Source organism: Pseudomonas sp. GZD-209 (assembly GCF_049310485.1).
GTDB lineage: Bacteria > Pseudomonadota > Gammaproteobacteria > Pseudomonadales > Pseudomonadaceae > Aquipseudomonas > Aquipseudomonas sichuanensis.
On the sequence record NZ_JBMOWQ010000262.1, the window covers coordinates 1 to 15,069 of the forward strand.

The 15,069-nt window shown below is 65.6% G+C and carries 13 protein-coding genes; 5 read left to right on the forward strand and 8 right to left on the reverse strand.

Annotated elements, in window-relative coordinates; genetic code table 11:
- Window positions 1-14: 14 nt before the first annotated feature.
- The 3 genes from ACO6VM_RS25415 to ACO6VM_RS25425 all read right to left on the reverse strand — a co-directional run bounded on the left by ACO6VM_RS25415 (window position 15) and on the right by ACO6VM_RS25425 (window position 4,044).
- Complete coding sequence (locus ACO6VM_RS25415) at window positions 15-2,489, reverse strand: TonB-dependent siderophore receptor (protein WP_422403990.1); 2,475 nt, start codon at window positions 2,487-2,489, stop codon at window positions 15-17.
- Between the two features lie 96 nt (window positions 2,490-2,585).
- The gene (locus ACO6VM_RS25420; protein ID WP_422403991.1) at window positions 2,586-3,542 is read right to left on the reverse strand and encodes a FecR domain-containing protein; all 957 of its coding nucleotides are present in this window, start codon (window positions 3,540-3,542) and stop codon (window positions 2,586-2,588) included.
- Complete coding sequence (locus tag ACO6VM_RS25425; protein ID WP_322359947.1) at window positions 3,529-4,044, reverse strand: sigma-70 family RNA polymerase sigma factor; 516 nt, start codon at window positions 4,042-4,044, stop codon at window positions 3,529-3,531. The genes ACO6VM_RS25420 and ACO6VM_RS25425 overlap by 14 nt, the downstream gene beginning before the upstream one ends.
- A gap of 168 nt (window positions 4,045-4,212) precedes the next feature.
- On the opposite strand from ACO6VM_RS25425, the gene ACO6VM_RS25430 reads away from it, so the two are divergent.
- From ACO6VM_RS25430 to ACO6VM_RS25440, 3 genes are all read left to right on the forward strand, one after another.
- Window positions 4,213-4,839: a DNA-3-methyladenine glycosylase family protein gene (locus tag ACO6VM_RS25430; protein ID WP_422403992.1), complete on the forward strand. Its 627-nt coding sequence runs from the start codon at window positions 4,213-4,215 to the stop codon at window positions 4,837-4,839.
- Between the two features lie 168 nt (window positions 4,840-5,007).
- Window positions 5,008-6,066: a bifunctional DNA-binding transcriptional regulator/O6-methylguanine-DNA methyltransferase Ada gene (gene ada / locus ACO6VM_RS25435; RefSeq protein WP_422403993.1), complete on the forward strand. Its 1,059-nt coding sequence runs from the start codon at window positions 5,008-5,010 to the stop codon at window positions 6,064-6,066.
- Between the two features lie 54 nt (window positions 6,067-6,120).
- The gene (locus ACO6VM_RS25440; protein ID WP_422403994.1) at window positions 6,121-8,523 is read left to right on the forward strand and encodes a DUF3772 domain-containing protein; all 2,403 of its coding nucleotides are present in this window, start codon (window positions 6,121-6,123) and stop codon (window positions 8,521-8,523) included.
- Between the two features lie 100 nt (window positions 8,524-8,623).
- Here ACO6VM_RS25440 and ACO6VM_RS25445 read toward each other — a convergent pair whose 3' ends face one another.
- Window positions 8,624-9,841, reverse strand: coding sequence for a DUF3422 domain-containing protein (locus ACO6VM_RS25445; protein WP_422403995.1), 1,218 nt, complete (start codon window positions 9,839-9,841; stop codon window positions 8,624-8,626).
- Between the two features lie 387 nt (window positions 9,842-10,228).
- Here ACO6VM_RS25445 and ACO6VM_RS25450 point away from each other — a divergent pair, with 387 nt between their 5' ends.
- Together ACO6VM_RS25450 and ACO6VM_RS25455 are read left to right on the forward strand one after the other, a co-directional pair.
- A complete protein-coding gene (locus ACO6VM_RS25450; protein ID WP_081100214.1) occupies window positions 10,229-10,519 on the forward strand; it encodes a DUF1778 domain-containing protein in 291 nt (96 codons plus the stop codon).
- Window positions 10,477-10,998, forward strand: a complete 522-nt coding sequence (locus ACO6VM_RS25455; RefSeq protein ID WP_125465554.1) for a GNAT family N-acetyltransferase — start codon at window positions 10,477-10,479, stop codon at window positions 10,996-10,998. The genes ACO6VM_RS25450 and ACO6VM_RS25455 overlap by 43 nt, the downstream gene beginning before the upstream one ends.
- Window positions 10,999-11,019: 21 nt before the next feature.
- On the opposite strand, the gene ACO6VM_RS25460 is transcribed toward ACO6VM_RS25455, so the two are convergent.
- The 4 genes from ACO6VM_RS25460 to ACO6VM_RS25475 all read right to left on the reverse strand — a co-directional run bounded on the left by ACO6VM_RS25460 (window position 11,020) and on the right by ACO6VM_RS25475 (window position 14,849).
- Window positions 11,020-11,256 (reverse strand): DUF6429 family protein, encoded by a 237-nt coding sequence (locus tag ACO6VM_RS25460; protein WP_322359953.1) that lies wholly within the window; start codon window positions 11,254-11,256, stop codon window positions 11,020-11,022.
- Between the two features lie 173 nt (window positions 11,257-11,429).
- Window positions 11,430-12,860: an aldehyde dehydrogenase family protein gene (locus ACO6VM_RS25465; RefSeq protein ID WP_422403996.1), complete on the reverse strand. Its 1,431-nt coding sequence runs from the start codon at window positions 12,858-12,860 to the stop codon at window positions 11,430-11,432.
- Window positions 12,861-12,873: 13 nt separating this feature from the next.
- A complete protein-coding gene (locus tag ACO6VM_RS25470; RefSeq protein ID WP_125465552.1) occupies window positions 12,874-14,373 on the reverse strand; it encodes a purine-cytosine permease family protein in 1,500 nt (499 codons plus the stop codon).
- 86 nt (window positions 14,374-14,459) lie between these two features.
- Window positions 14,460-14,849 carry a YybH family protein gene (locus ACO6VM_RS25475; protein ID WP_401060957.1) on the reverse strand — a complete coding sequence of 130 codons (390 nt, stop codon included), beginning with the start codon at window positions 14,847-14,849 and terminating at the stop codon, window positions 14,460-14,462.
- Window positions 14,850-15,069 lie beyond the last annotated feature (220 nt).

Sequence of the window (15,069 nt, forward strand, 5' to 3'; positions counted from 1 at the left end):
TGGCCATGGTCAGGTCAGAAAGTGCCGCGCAAGGTCACCGACACATTGCGCGGATCACCCCAGTAATACCCGGTCGGCGTCGGTGCCACCTGGCGGTAGTACTTCTTGTCGAACAGGTTATTGGCGTTCAACTGCAGCGAATAGTTGTCGTTGAAGCGGTAGGTGACCATCGCGTTGTACACCGCATAGCCCGACTGCGAGGCCTCGGCGGTGCCGCTGCGGTTGTAGATGTCGCTTTGCGCCTGCACCCCGCCACCCACGGTCCAGGCCTGCAGCTCGCCCGGCAGGCGGTAGCTGGTGAACAGGCGCAGCAGGCGCTTGGGGTCGGTGGTGCGGATCGGGTTGCCGTTGTTGCCCGTGGTGTCCTTCAGGTATTCGGTGGTGTTGTAGGTGTAGCCACCGCTGAGGTTCCAGCCTGGCAGCACTTCGCCGGAGATCTCCAGCTCGAAGCCCTGGCTGCGGTTCTTGCCCGCGGCCACCTTGCAGTAGCCGCTGGTGTAGTTGGGCAGGCACGGGTTGGGGCCGCTGATGTCGTCCAGCGCGTTGCCCACCTGGTAGATGCGGAAGAACGCCAGCGAGGTGTTCAGACGCCCGTCGTAGAACTCGCCCTTGATCCCGGTCTCGTAGGCTTCGCCGGTCACAGGTTCGAGCACTGAGCCGGCGGCGTCGGTGTTGGTCTGCGGGTTGAAGATCTCGGTGTAGCTGGCGTAGGTGCTGAAGTTGTCGTTCAGGTCGTAGATCAGCGCGGCGTACGGCACGATCTTGTTGTCGACGCTGAATTTGCCATTGGCCTTGGTGTTGTTTTCCTGCTCGTAGTCATACCAGTTGGCGCGCGCACCGATGATCGCGGTGAGCGGATCGGCCAGGGAGATGCGCCAGGTGGCGTAGGCCCCTTCCTGGGTGGTGCGGGTGCGCACCGGGTGGGCGGTGATGTTGATGTCCGGGTTGGCCAGGCTGGTTTTCGGGTCCCAGGTGCGGGTATCGAACACCCCGGAGGTCACGAAGTTGGTGGCCGAGGCATAGGAGTCGTTGCGGATGCGCTCCACGCCGAGCATCAGCTCGTGGCTGCGCCCGAGCAGGTCGAACGGGCCGTTGAGCGTGGCGCTGAGGTTGTTCTGCAGGCTCTCGCCGCCATCGCCCTCGGTGACCTGGTAGTTCATCAGGTAGGGGTTGCGGTTGGGGTTGGCGGCCCCGGTGGCGCGGGTGAAGTAGGTCTGCTTGAAGCCGTTGTCGTCCAGCTCGAAGTGGGTGCGCTGGGCCATCAGCTTGAGGGTCCAGTCGTTGTCGAAGCGGTGCTCGAGCTCGGCGAAGGTCTGCAGGTTGCTGCGGTTCCAGCGGTTCCAGTCGGCGCCCAGGTAGGTGCTGCGGCCGAACGGCAATGGCGAGCCGTCGTAGTCGGCGGGCAGGTTGCCCCAGGCGCCCGTGGCGTCGAGCTGGGTCCATTCAAGGCCGGTGGTCAGGGTGGTGCTGTCGTTCAGGTCGAACGCCATCACCCCGTACAGCACGTCCTTGCGCTCCTGGCGCGACGCCTGGAAGTGGTCTTTCTCGTCATGCACTGCGATCACCCGGCCGCGCACGTTACCGGTCTCGGTCAGCGGCCCGGAGATATCGGCGACATAGCGCTGGGCGTCCCAGGTGCCCAGGGTGACGCTGCCTTCGCCCTGGAATTCGTAGGTAGGGCGCTTGCGCACCAGGTTGACGGTGCCCGACGGGTTGCCGGCGCCACGCAGCATGCCGGTGGCGCCCCGCAGGATCTCGGCGCGGTCGATGATCGCCGAGTCGCTCTGGATGAACGAACCGCCGCCGCTGCTCTGCACCACGGTGGCGCCGTCGTACTGGATCGCGTCGATCGCATAACCGCGGGCGAAGTACTGCACCCGCTCGCTGTCGGTGAGGTTGACCACCACCCCCGGGGTCTGCTCCAGCAGGTTGGTGAGGTTGGTGATGTTCTGATCGTCGATACGCTGGCGGGTGACCACGGTGACCGACTGTGGGGTGTGGCGGATGCTCTGCGGGGCCTTGCCGATGGTCACCGCGCCGGTGGTGTAGGAACCGCTGTGCTCGGTGGTTTCACCCAGGCGGTTGCTGGAGATGCTGGTGGCGCCCAGTTGCAAGGCATCACCGGCGTCCAGTGCCGGGATCAGCAAGAAACTCTGCTCGCTTTGCTGCTGCATCTGCACGTCACTGCCATGCAGCAGGATCTGCAGGGCCTGGGCATTGTCATAGTGACCGCGTACGCCGTTGGTGGTCCTGCCCTTCAGGCTGTCGGCGTCGAACGACAGGTTCAGCCCGCCCTGGCGCGCCATCTGGTCCAGCGCGACGGCCAGCGGGCCCGCCGGGATGTTCCAGTCGCGTTGCTGGCTCTGGCTTGCCGGCGCGGCGCTGGCCTGTACCGGCAGCAGGCCGACGGTGGCCAGGCCAAGGCCGAGGGCGGCGCCGCGTATGGCGTTGCGCAGGGTGTCGTTGCGGGGGGCACACGGGCGAATCATGAAGCGCTCCTGAAGGTTGTGAAGACCACTTTGCGGGCTTTGTTCCTTCAGGCCGGACGAGAATGAGATTTCACCTCATTTATTTTCACGATTTTTTCACGCGGCATCGATGCTCACCCAGTAACGCGTGCGGTAGTCGATGCGCACCGGCAGGTTGCGCGCGATCAGCAGCAGGATCTGATCGGTATCGGCCAGTTGGTAGGTGCCGGACACCTTCAACTCGGCCACCGTCGGCGCGCAGCGCAGCAGGCCCGGGCGGTAGCGCGACAGTTCGGCGACGAACTCGCCCAGCGGCATCTGCTGCACGCTGAGCACGCCATCGGTCCAGCCCCAGGGGTCGCCGTGCAGCGTGGCCGGTTGATAGCTGCCCGCCGCCAGCACCTGCACCACCTCACCGGGTTTGACCTGATGGGCTGCGGCAGAGCCGGGGAACAGCGTCACGTCGCCCCGCCGTACTGCCAGCAGCAGGCCCCGGGCGTTCTCGCGCAGCAGCAACTGGCCGCCCTGGGTGGCCAGGGCGGCCAAGGGGGTGGCGATGCGGAACGGGCGATTGTCGCTGCCATTGCTGTCCAGGCTGACCTCGCCACGTACCAGTGTCAGTTGGCGCAGGTCGGCGCTGTAGCGCAGGTCGATGGCGCTGGCGGTGTTGAGGCGGATGCGGCTGCCGTCGCTGCCCTGCAGCTCGCGGCGCTCACCCGTGGCGGTGCTGCTGTCGGCCAGCAGTGCCGGTAGCCCCAGCGGCTCGCGCGCCGTCCAGCCAAGCGTGCCACCCAGCGCCAGTACCGACAGCAGCTTCAGGTGGTCACGACGGTTCATGCGTTGACGCTCGCTGCCCTCCAGGGTGCGACGGCTCAACTCCCCAGGCAGGCTGGCCAGTTCGTCACTCAGTTCGCTGACCCGTCGCCAGGCCTCGGCATGTTGCGGGTGGCTGGCCAGCCACAGCTGGAACTGTTGCTGGGTACGCGGGCCGGGGCTGTCGTAGCGCAGCTTCACCAGCCAGTCGATGGCCTGGTCGACCTGGGCTTGGGTGGGGTGCTGGTCAGAGGTCGGCATAGCGCAACCGATAGCAGACGCCCAAGGCCTTGGCCAGGTCGCGCTCGACCGTGGCCCGCGACACGTCCAGGCGCAGGGCGATCTGGGCCAGGGGCAGGCCGTCGAGCTGGGCCATCAGGAAGGCCTGGCGCGCGCGGGGTTTGAGGCTGTGCAGGGCGCTGTCTAGGCGTTCGAGGGTGTCGAGGATGACCAGGCGCTGTTCTTCGCTGGGCGCTTGCAGCTCCGGCAGGTTGGCCAGGCTTTCGAGGTAGGCTTTTTCCAGGGCGCGGCGGCGGAACTGGTCGATCATCAGGCCACGGGCAATGCTGCTCAAATAGGCACGCGGCGCTTTCAGCGGTGAAACCTGGCGCGCCTTGAGCAGGCGCACGAAGGTGTCCTGGGCGAGGTCGGCGGCGTTGTCCCGGCAACCGGTGCGGGCGCTGAGCCAGTTGCGCAACCAGCTGTGGTGATTGCGATAAAGCAGATCGACTTCGGCCGGTTGCAGCGTGTCAGGGATCTGCATCGTCTGGAGAGCCTTGCCCGGTTAATGTGATTGTGAATTGTTCTCAATTCTATGCGGGGCACGGCAGACAGATCAATGGTATGCCAACGATTCAATGCGCAAGATTGAGCGTTTCGCCGATGAGCGGTTGCGCTAGGCTGAAGTCTTTCAGCCTGTTCGAGCCCCCCGATGATCCTTGCAGACCTTACGCCCCGTGCCTTCACGGCCGCCGCCGAGTTTCTGGCCGGGCAGGATCCGGACTGGTCGCGGCACATTGCCGCAACCGGCCCTTGCCTGCATGCCGCCACCCCGGGGCGTGAACCCTACGAAGCGTTGGTGCGGGCAATTGCCTATCAGCAGCTGCATGCGCGGGCGGCAGAGGCGATTCTTGGGCGATTGCTGGCGTTGTTTCCCGGGCAGTGCTTTCCAGCGCCCGAGCAATTACTGCGGGTCACGCCGGAGGCGATGCGGGCCTGTGGGTTTTCCGCCAGCAAGACCGCGACCCTGCAGGGCATCGCCCAGGCCAGCCTGGACGGCATCGTGCCCAGCCGCGACGAAGCGCTGGCCCTGGCCGATGATGCACTGATCGAGCGCCTGGTGACGCTGCGCGGCGTGGGGCGCTGGACGGTGGAGATGCTGCTGATCTACAGCCTGGAGCGCTCGGATATCCTGCCGGTGGATGACTTTGGCGTGCGTGAGGGGTATCGGCGGATGAAGGGCCTGGAGAAGGCGCCGACGCCTGCGCGGATGCGGGTGTTGGGGGAGCAGTGGAGCCCGTACCGGACGGTGGCGGCCTGGTATCTGTGGCGCGCATGACTGGCTATCGGCCCTATCGCGGTGCAAGCCCGCTCCCACGCCAGATCTCGATCTTTCGTGGGAGCGGGCTTGCCCCGCGATGAGGCCGGTGTAATCACCGCAAGAATCGGAGTTCGCCGCTCCGCCTGTCCAGGCAAGGTAACTGCAGCGAATCAAAGGAGCGACGCCATGATCCTCGTCCCCACCTTCACCACCGACGCCGAGCGCTGGCACGCCGTGCAAACCCGCGACAGCGCAGCCACCGGCCACTTCGTTTACGCCGTGCGTACCACCGGCGTGTACTGCCAGCCGGCCTGCTCGTCGCGCCTGGCCAAACGCCAGAACGTCGAGTTCTTCAATGACGCCCGGCAAGCCGAGGCGGCCGGTTACCGTGCCTGCAAACGTTGTGCAGGTGGCACCCACGCGGTACGCCGCAGCGAAGTGGTGGCCCGCGCCTGCCGCCTGATCGAAGCCAGCGACACGGCACCCAACCTCGAGCAACTGGGCGCCGATCTGAACCTCAGCCCCTTTCATCTGCACCGCCTGTTCAAGGCCGAAACCGGCCTTACCCCCAAGGCCTATGCCTCGGCCTACCGCGCCCGACGCCTGCGCGAGGGGCTGGAGGCTGCCGGCAGTGTCACCGAGGCCATCTATGACGCCGGCTACAACTCCAACAGCCGCTTCTATGAAAGTGCCGCCGAGCGCCTGGGTATGCGCCCCCGTGAGTACCGGGCCGGCGGGCAGGGCGCGACCATCCGCTTTGCCCTCGCCCAGTGTTCACTGGGGGCGATCCTGGTGGCGCAGAGCGAGCGCGGTATCTGCGCGATCCTGTTGGGCGATGAACCCGAGCCGTTGCTCCAGGACCTGCAGGACAAGTTCCCCAAAGCCCACCTGATCGGTGGCGATGCCGCCTTCGAGCGCCTGGTCGCCGAGGTGATCGGCTTTGTCGAAGCCCCGGCGCTGGGCCTGGCGCTGCCATTGGATGTGCAGGGCACGGCGTTCCAGGAGCGGGTCTGGCAGGCCTTGCGTGAAGTGCCGGCGGGCAGCCGGGTCAGCTACACCGACATCGCCGAGCGCATCGGCGCGCCCAAGGCCGTGCGCGCCGTGGCCCAGGCCTGCGCGGCCAACACGATCGCGGTGGCCATCCCGTGCCACCGCGTGGTGCGCCGCGATGGCGACCTCAGCGGTTACCGTTGGGGGGTGGAACGCAAACGCCAGTTGCTGGCCCGAGAAACGGCACCCTCCTGAGCGGCCGGACCGCGTAGAATTCACGCCCTGTCGAGTTGTATAGAGGAACATTCGATGAGGCGTGTCAGCCTTGACCGATTCTATGTGGGGATTTTGGCCCTACTGCTGTGGGTGGCCGTACCCGCCTGGGCTGCCCCAGTCACCCCGGTGTCGCGGCTGGCCGTGGCCGAGCAGCAGGTGCTGGACGAGAACGCTGGCCTGGAAGAGCTGAGCGAACGGCTCGACCAGATCCGCCAGGGCGTCACCAGCAACGCCAACGACGACCTGCTCGCGCAGTTGCGCCAGTCGGCTCTGCAAGTGCAGCGTCAGGCCGATGTACTGGTCACCGCGCGTACCGCCGATGTGCAGCGCCTGGACGACCAGCTCAACGTGCTCGGCCCGCCGATGCCGGAAGAGGCCGAGAGCCTGACCCGCCAGCGCAAGCAACTGACCGATCAGAAGAACGCGGTGCTTGCCGAGCAGAAGGACACCACCGCGCTGGCCCAGTCGGCCCGTGACCTGTCCACGCAGATCGTCAACCTGCGCCGCAGCCTGTTCAACTCGCAGATCACCAGCCGCGCCGCCAGCCCGCTGAGCCCGGCGTTCTGGTCGAGCCTGATCCGTCCCACCGATGACGATGTGGCCCGCCTGCGCGACCTGCGCGCAGAGGCCGCCGACGCCATGGCCAGCGCGTTCAGCGCCGAGCACCGTTGGTTGTTCATCAGCGCCCTGGTGGCCGCCGTGCTGGTCTGGACCCTGGTGCGCCGAGTGCTCGAACGGTTGCTGGCTGACGCCATGGTGCGCTGGCTGCCCGAAGGCCGGCTGCGCCGCAGCGCCCTGGCCTTGAGCGTCAGCCTGGCGACCCTGGGCACCATCTCCGGCTCGGTGTCGTTGCTGCGCTGGGGCCTGGAAAGCAGCGCCGAGCTGGGCACCGACCTGGCCAGCCTGACCAACCATGTCCTCGCCCTGGTGGTGTTCAGCGCCTTCATTTCGGGCCTGGGCCGCGCCATGCTGATGCTGCAGCGCCCGTCGTGGCGCCTGCCGCCGATTGCCGATGAAGTGGCCAGCGCCCTGGGCTGGTTCCCCAAGGTGCTGGCCCTGACGCTGATGGTGATGCTCACCATGGAGCGCATCAACAGCGTGATCGGTACCAGCCTGGCGCTGACCCTGGCCACCAACGGCCTGACCGCGCTGGTGGTGTCGCTGCTGTTCGTGGCTGCGCTGGTGTGCTTCCGCCGCGCCCGTCGCCAGCATGGCCTGGAGCGCCCCAAGGGCCTGATCGGGCTGATCCCGTTCGTGATCGTGGTGTGGGTGGTGGCGATCCTGCTGGCGCTGGTGGCCGGCTACCTGACGTTGGCCTACTTCCTCACCGCCAAGCTGCTGTGGATCAGCGTGGTCACCGTGTGTGCCTACCTGCTGGTCACGGTGTTCGGCGACCTCTGCGAAACCTTGCTTTCGCCACGCCAACCCGGTGGCCTGGCGCTGGCTTCGGCGTTGGGCCTGCAACAGCGCCACCAGGCCCAGGCCAGCACCATCCTGGCCGGTATCGGCCGCACGGTGCTGCTGTTCGCCGCCGCCTTGCTGGTATTCATGCCTTCGGGCACCAGCCCGGGTGAGCTGCTGCTGAGCCTGGCCGACTGGGACGGCACCGGCGGCAAGGTGCTCGGCAACCTGAACATCGTGCCTCAGGACATCCTGATGGCCGTGGCCATCTTCATCGGTGGCTGGTTCGCCATCCGTGTGGTCAAGCGCTGGCTCAGCGATCGCCTGCTGCCCGAAACCGACATGGACGCCGGCATGCGTGCCTCCCTGGTGACCCTGGTGGGTTACCTGGGCTTCCTGTTCCTGGCCATGCTGGTGATGTCCACCCTGCACATCAACCTGACCAGCCTGACCTGGGTGGTCAGTGCGCTGTCGGTAGGTATCGGTTTCGGCCTGCAGCAGATCGTGCAGAACTTCATCTCCGGCCTGATCCTGTTGACCGAGCGCCCGGTGAAAGTGGGCGACTGGGTCAGCCTGGCGGGTGTGGAGGGTGATATCCGCCGCATCAACGTGCGCGCCACCGAGATCCAGATGTCCGACCGCTCGACGGTGATCGTGCCCAACTCGCAGTTCATTTCGCAGAACGTGCGCAACGTGACCATGGCCAATGCCCTCGGGGTGGTCGGCATCACCCTCACGCTGCCGCTGGAGACAGACCCGGCCAAGGTGCGCGAAGTGTTGCTGGCGGCCTACCACGAGCATGAGTCGATCCTCGATGCGCCGGCCTGTTCGGTGACGTTCAAGGACCTGACCAGCAGTGGCATGGTGATAGGTGTAAGCGGTTACGTGGCTTCGCCGCGGCAAGTGTCGAGCACCCGCAGTGATCTGCTGTTCACCATCCTCGGGCGCCTGCGCGATGAAGGCATCGCCCTGTCCTCGCAGCAGACCATGGTGCTGGTGCAGGAGAATGGCCGACCGGCCGACGAGCTGGCGTAACGATCATCGCGGGGCAAGCCCGCTCCCACGCACCGTCGCGGCCAAAAGTTTGGCGTGGGAGCGGCGGTGCGCCGATGCGACTTGCCCCGCGATGGGTTGTTCAGTGCTGCTTGGCGCGCCTGATGCGCAGCAAGATCACCAGCAATACCAGCAGCACCGGCGGCGCCATCCCCAGCAACGCCTCCCGCGCCGCCAGCCCCGCGCCCAGCACATTCAGCCCGCCATACAACAGCTTGAACAGGTTCAGCAGGTAGTAGGTGATCGCAATGATCGACAAGCCTTCCACCGCCCGCTGGATCTTCACCTGGGCATCGGCCCGGGCATTGAGGCTTTGCAGGATCCCGGCATTCTGTTCTTCCATCTCCACCTGCACCCGCGCCTGCAACAGGTCGCCGAGGTTGGCCACGTTCTTCGCCAGTTGCTCCAGGCGCTGCTCGGTGGCCGCGCAGTAGCGCACGGTCGGCTTGAAGCGCCGCTCGATGAACACCCCCAGGCGCTGGCAATCACCCACATGGCTTTCGCGCAATTCGCCCAGGCGCTCGAACACCAGTTGCGCATAGGCCTGGGTGGCACCGAAGCGGTGGCGGGTCTTCACCGTGCGGCTGACCACCTGGCGCGACAGCAGGGCGATGGCTTCGAGCAATGCTTTGGAGTCATGCCCGGCGGCGCTGGCGCCGCGTTCGGACAGGCTCACCAGGGTCTTGTCGAAGGCGTCCAGCTCGTGGCTCAGGGTTTTCGCCGTGTCCAGGGTCAGCGAGGCCATCATGCGGTAGGTCTCGATCTCCAGCAGGCGGCGGATCATGCGGCCCTGGCGGTAGGCGTTGAGGCGGCGGTTGATGAACAGGAAACGGTTGGTGCCGTCGGCGGTCAGGCGGAAGTCGCTCCACACCGCGGCATCGCCGCCGCCGACACAGGAACCGCAAGGGTCCTTGAAGCCGTAGCGGGTGAGGTCCAGGCCCTGTTCATCGCGCACCAGCACCTGCACCGCGTTGATCACCTGCGCCGCCTGCGGGGCGATGGCCTTGGCCAGCACGTCTGGCAGCAGCTGCCAGTCGCTGTCGCTGCTGGCGCAGGGCACGACCAGGGTCAGGGTGAAGAACTCGGTATGCCGTTCCCATTTGAACGGATGGCCGTCGAGCTGGGTGATGCCCTGGGCCGCGTACGGGTCGGGCGCTTCGGGGCAGCAGCGTTGCAGCAGCGACTGGCAGGCCGCGTCGCCGCCGAGCAGGGCGAGGTGGAAGACATGGGCCGGGCCGTCGAAATACAGCGACGGGCGGGCGTGCAGTTCGTTGTGCAAGGTGGTGCGTTGAGGGTGCATAGATAGAAGGCCGGCCTGGTGTTGTGATTATGGGGCTACCAGGGAGTGGGACTTTGCGGGGAGGGGGAAAAGTCACGGGGGAGATGGATGATTGGGTGAGGGCTCCTAAGCGATGCGCCGCGTGGGCGGCGCTCGATCTCAAGAGCGCTGCAAGGCATTCGCCCTGCACCCTGTAGCCGTGACGCAGTTGAAACAACTGGTTCCAATCTCAGAATGCCCTGACGTGCAAGCCAAAGCGAGCAAGGTCAATCTAAGCATCGACATGAGCAGTCTAAGCGTAACGTAAATTGATATCTGGCTATACATTTGCGTTACGCTGGAGTAGCCTTTGTCTGGTCGATATCCTTCGTCGATTCAGTGCCCCGTGGGATGGGCTGGGAGTCACCAATGAGCGATTTACAGATCAAGGATCGGAGCAAGGCCGTACCGTTGAACATGAGAGTGGCCGAGCATCGCAGAGACCTCATCGATGCCGCCGTGGAGATTGTGGGCGGTGACCGCACCAGCTTCGTTCTCGATGCGGCTTGCCGACGTGCTGAGGAAGTACTGATGGAGCGTCGGTTGTTCCTGCTTGATGACGAAGCCTTCGATCAATTCACCCAGGCGCTTGAAGACAGCCCCATCAGGAGCAATGAATGCGTGAAGAAGCTGTTGGCAAGGCCGAAGCGCTGGAGCTGAGCGCTCCGCAGAAGCTCGAAGCCTTTCATGAGCTAGGTCAGTTCGACTGTGGAGAGGCGTCGATCAATGGCTACCTCCGTGAAAAGGCTTACAAGGCGCAGATAGCGAAGCACGCGGTGGTGTATGTCACCTGCTTCAAGGGCACGTCGATTGTGGCCGGTTACTACACGCTTTCGACGGGGTCCGTGGCGCGTGCTCATGGTTCTTCCGCAAGCGTGCGACGCAATGCCCCAAATGATTTGCCGGTGGTGGTGCTGGGGCGAATGGGTGTAACCCTGAGAGCTGCTGGGCAAGGGGTTGCCACGGACCTGTTGCAGGACGCTGTCGAGAGAGCTCTGGTTGCGTCCGAGATCGTCGGATGTGTTGCAATGATCGTGCACCCGCTTGATGAGCGTCTGGAGCGCTTCTATGCCAAAACTGCGGGGTTCACAGCCTGTCCACAGCTGTCACCGAAGACGATGATGCTTGCACTACGGTGACAGCGGCAGATCAATGTTCAATCACTTTTTTGCAGGTTTCGTGAATAGCTGATCGGCAATCATCCGGCCACGCTCCATTCCTTCTGGAGTAAGCCAGACAGACTTCGCTTTGCCACATGGCGTGGTGATGAACTCCTTCTCATGCAGCTTGTTCATCACCTGGAAATCAAAGCCCTTCCAGGCATTACCGTTGTTGAAGCTGAACGTCGCCAGCAGGGCCAGTACGGCATCCTCGATTAGTTGATCGTCATACTCCATGGAATCACTCCTCTTGCAGACTCACTGGTCAGCGTAAAGCCAAAGGCCCTTGCCGTTCGAGCCGGCAAGGGCCTTTTTGTCATTGGGACCAGCCCTTTCAGGGAGCTTGAGCACGAGGGCTGATGACCGAGTGCGGGCCACCAAGTGTCGGCCGCGACCCTTGTAGCGCCTGTCTAGCCCAAACACCGCGTCACATGCTTCACCGACAGATACCCCGACAACCCCCAAGGCCCGAGCTCGCGCCCAATCCCGCTGCCCTTGGTCCCGCCCCACGACGTCTCGACGAACACCGCCTGCACCGAGTTGATCCACACATGCCCCACCTCCAGCGCATCGGCCACGCGTTCGGCGCGTTCCAGGTCGGCGGAGCACACGGTGGCGACCAGCCCGAAGCGGCTGTCGTTGGCCTGCACGATGGCCTCGGCTTCCGTAACGAAGCGCCGCGCGCACAGCACCGGCCCGAAAATCTCCTCGGCCCACAGGCGGCTGCTCTCAGGCACGTCCACATACAGCGTCGGGCTGACGAACCAGCCGTCGCGGTCCAGCGCCTTGCCGCCGGCCAGGCACTTCAAGCCTTCCTCGCGGGCCTTGGCGAAGTAGCTGGCGACCTTGAGCCACTGCGCCTGGCTGGTCAGCGGCCCCATGTCCACTTCCTCGCTCAGCGGGTTGCCGACGCGCAGATTCTCCAGCGCCTCCTGCAAGCGCGGCAGCAACGCATCGGCGATGCCGTCCTGCACCAGCAGGCGCGAGGTGGCCGAGCACATCTGCCCGGCGTTCCAGGTGATGCCGGCGACGATCCATTCCACGGCCTGGTCGACGTCGCAATCGTCGAACACCACGATGGCCGACTTGCCGCCCAGCTCCAGGGTCACCGGCCGGCATTGCGCGGCGGCTGCGCGCATCACCTGGCTGCCGACGCCGTTGCTGCCGGTGAACGACAGCTTGTCCAGGCCGTTGTGGCCGCTCAGGGCGGCGCCGGTCTCGGCCTTGCCGTTGACGATGTTCAGTACGCCGGCCGGCAGGCCCAATGCTTCGGCGATCTGGCCGTAGGCCTGCTCGATCAGCGGGGTCACTTCCGAGGGCTTGAGCACCACGGTGCAGCCGGCGGCCAGGGCCGGGGCGAGCTTCCAGGCGCTGGTCACCAGCGGGAAGTTCCACGGCACGATCAGGCCGACCACGCCCACCGGTTCCAGGCGGGTGCGGGCGGTAAAGCCTGGTGCGGCCAGCGGCACATCACGGTTTTTTTCCGGCAACTGTTCAGCCAGGTCGGCGTAGTAGGCGAAGGTGGCGATGGCGTCGTCCAGGTCGATCTCGGCCTCGTGGCGCGGCTTGCCGTTGTTGCGCATCTGCAAGGCGATCAGCTCGTCGCGGCGCTGGCCCAGGTGCTCGGCAAAGCCGCGCAGGTAGCTGGCGCGCTCGCTGGCGGGCACGGTTTTCCAGGTGCTCAGCGCACGGCGTGCGGCGGCCACGGCCTGGTCGACCTGGCCCGTGCTGGCGGCCATCAGTTCGGCGAACGGCAGGCCGTCGGAGGGGTTCTGCACAACGATGCAGTCGCTGCCCTGGCCTTCGACCCAGCGGCCGTCGATGTAGTGAGAGGTGGTCATGGTCGGTTTCCAGTCAGGCCATTTCGGCGGTGGTCACGGGCTTCACCGGCGTGCTTTTGCAACGCACCCAGCGCGGGCCTTGCGGGCCGTACACGCCAGCCGGTTCAGGGAACAGGTTGAGCAGGATCAGGTACAGCACGCCGGCGATACCGAGGGTGACCGGCAGGCTCAGGTCGATGCCGCCGGCCAGTTCACCCAACGGGCCGACGAACTGCCCAGGCAGGTTGACGAAGCACAGGCCGACCAGCGCACTGGGGATCCATGCGCCCATGCCGCGCCAGTTCCAGCCGTGGCAGAACCAGTAGTGACCGCCTTGCTGGCCACGGGTGAACACCTGCAGGTCGTCGGCGTGGTAGAAGCCGCGGCGGGTGATCAGGCCGAGGATCATGATCACCATCCAGGGGCTGGTGCAGGTGATGATCAGCACGGCGAAGGTCGACACGCTCTGCACCAGGTTGAAGGTGAAGCGCCCGACGAAGATGAAACCGATGGCCAGCACGCCGATCAGCAGCGTGGCAGCGGCGCGGCTGAGCAGGCGCGGGAACACGCTGGACATGTCCAGGCCGGTGCCGTACAGCGCCGTGGTGCCGGTGGACATGCCGCCGATCACCGCAATCAGGCACACCGGCAGGAAGAACCAGCCCGGCGAGATCGCCAGCAGGCCACCGACGTAGTTGTTGGCGGCGATGTAGTCTGGCGCCTGGCTGGCCACCAGGGTGGCGGTGCACAGGCCGAACAGGAACGGGATCAGCGTGGCCACCTGGGCCAGGATCACCGCCAGCATGATCCGCGATTTCGGCGTGGCCCGCGGGATGTAGCGCGACCAGTCACCGAGGAAGGCACCGAACGACACCGGGTTGCTCATGGCCAGGATCGCCGCGCCGACGAAGGCTGCCCAGAAGCCGGCCTGGCCGAGGTTGACGCTGCCGGCGTAGCCCGCGTCGAACGGCCCGGCGAAGGCGAAGATGCCCAGCAGGAACAGCAGGCTCGAGGCCCACACGGCGATCTTGTTGACCCACAGCATGAAGCGGAAGCCGAAGATGCACACCACCAGCACCAGCACCGCGAACAGGCCGTAGGCCAGGCCCAGGGTCAGGTCGGTTTCCGGCAGGCCGGCCAGGCGCTTGGCGCCGCCGACCAGGGCATCGCCCGAACTCCACACCGACAGCGAAAAGAACGCCACGGCAGTGAGCAGCGACAGGAACGAGCCGACGATGCGCCCGTGCACGCCGAAATGCGCACCCGAGGACACCGCGTTGTTGGTGCCGTTGAGCGCGCCGAACAGGCCCATCGGCGCAAGGATCAGCGCGCCCACGCCGACGCCGAGCAGGATCGCCCACACGCCAGCCTGGAACGACAGCCCGAACAGTACCGGGAAGCTGCCCAGCACAGCGGTGGCAAAGGTGTTGGCGCCGCCGAAGATCAGGCGGAACAGGTCCAGCGGGGCGGCGTCGCGTTGATCGTCAGGGATCTGTTCGACGCCATTGGTCTCGATACCGGTCGAGTGGCTCATGGTGGTGCTCCAGCGCGAATGTTGTCGGCCTCAAGGGGCCTTGTTGTGGGTGCGATGGCAGTGCGGCAAGGCCGCTTGAAAGGGGATCAGGCCGGCGAGACGACCGACAGGTGCTCGTGGCAGGCCAGCCAGCGCTCGCCGTGCTGGCGGAAGACGATGGTCTCGCGCTCGCTCAGGTCGAGGGTTTCACCGGCGACGCGCAGGCGTGTGGCCACGTCGTGCATGAAGATTGCCACGTCACCTTGCAGGCTCACCTGTACATTGCTGGATTCACAGCCGAGCACGGCGAAGCCATCTGCCTGCCAGGAAGCCCAGAGTTCTTCGTAGGCGCGGCGCGACAGCAGCGGTTGCGCCAAGGTGTGGAAAAGGAAGGTGGCGTCTTCGCTGAAGCAGGCGAAGTAGCGGGCGGTGTCATTGCTGGCGAAGGCGGCAACGAGGTCGGCGGCGGCCTGCCGTACCTGGAGTGTCTGGTCCACGGGAGTGGCCTCACGATTATTGTGATTGTTGGTGAAGCGATTCTGGTGGGGGCGGCGAAGGGGACAAATCGCTGCGCGCAAATAATCAGTTCAGGAAATTGTGAACTGATGGATAGATCACCCGTCCCTGCGTTCTCGAGCCGAGCACTGGCCGTGGGAGCGGGCTTGCCCCGCGATACCGGCGCAGCCGGTGCCATCCATCGCGGGGCAAGCCCGCTCC

Coding starts and splice junctions, on each gene's coding strand:
- ACO6VM_RS25415 (WP_422403990.1), bottom strand. CDS start 2,489: ATGATTCGCCCGTGTGCCCCCCGCAACGACACCCTGCGCAACGCCATA.
- ACO6VM_RS25420 (WP_422403991.1), bottom strand. CDS start 3,542: ATGCCGACCTCTGACCAGCACCCCACCCAAGCCCAGGTCGACCAGGCC.
- ACO6VM_RS25425 (WP_322359947.1), bottom strand. CDS start 4,044: ATGCAGATCCCTGACACGCTGCAACCGGCCGAAGTCGATCTGCTTTAT.
- ACO6VM_RS25430 (WP_422403992.1), top strand. CDS start 4,213: ATGATCCTTGCAGACCTTACGCCCCGTGCCTTCACGGCCGCCGCCGAG.
- ada (WP_422403993.1), top strand. CDS start 5,008: ATGATCCTCGTCCCCACCTTCACCACCGACGCCGAGCGCTGGCACGCC.
- ACO6VM_RS25440 (WP_422403994.1), top strand. CDS start 6,121: ATGAGGCGTGTCAGCCTTGACCGATTCTATGTGGGGATTTTGGCCCTA.
- ACO6VM_RS25445 (WP_422403995.1), bottom strand. CDS start 9,841: ATGCACCCTCAACGCACCACCTTGCACAACGAACTGCACGCCCGCCCG.
- ACO6VM_RS25450 (WP_081100214.1), top strand. CDS start 10,229: ATGAGCGATTTACAGATCAAGGATCGGAGCAAGGCCGTACCGTTGAAC.
- ACO6VM_RS25455 (WP_125465554.1), top strand. CDS start 10,477: ATGCGTGAAGAAGCTGTTGGCAAGGCCGAAGCGCTGGAGCTGAGCGCT.
- ACO6VM_RS25460 (WP_322359953.1), bottom strand. CDS start 11,256: ATGGAGTATGACGATCAACTAATCGAGGATGCCGTACTGGCCCTGCTG.
- ACO6VM_RS25465 (WP_422403996.1), bottom strand. CDS start 12,860: ATGACCACCTCTCACTACATCGACGGCCGCTGGGTCGAAGGCCAGGGC.
- ACO6VM_RS25470 (WP_125465552.1), bottom strand. CDS start 14,373: ATGAGCCACTCGACCGGTATCGAGACCAATGGCGTCGAACAGATCCCT.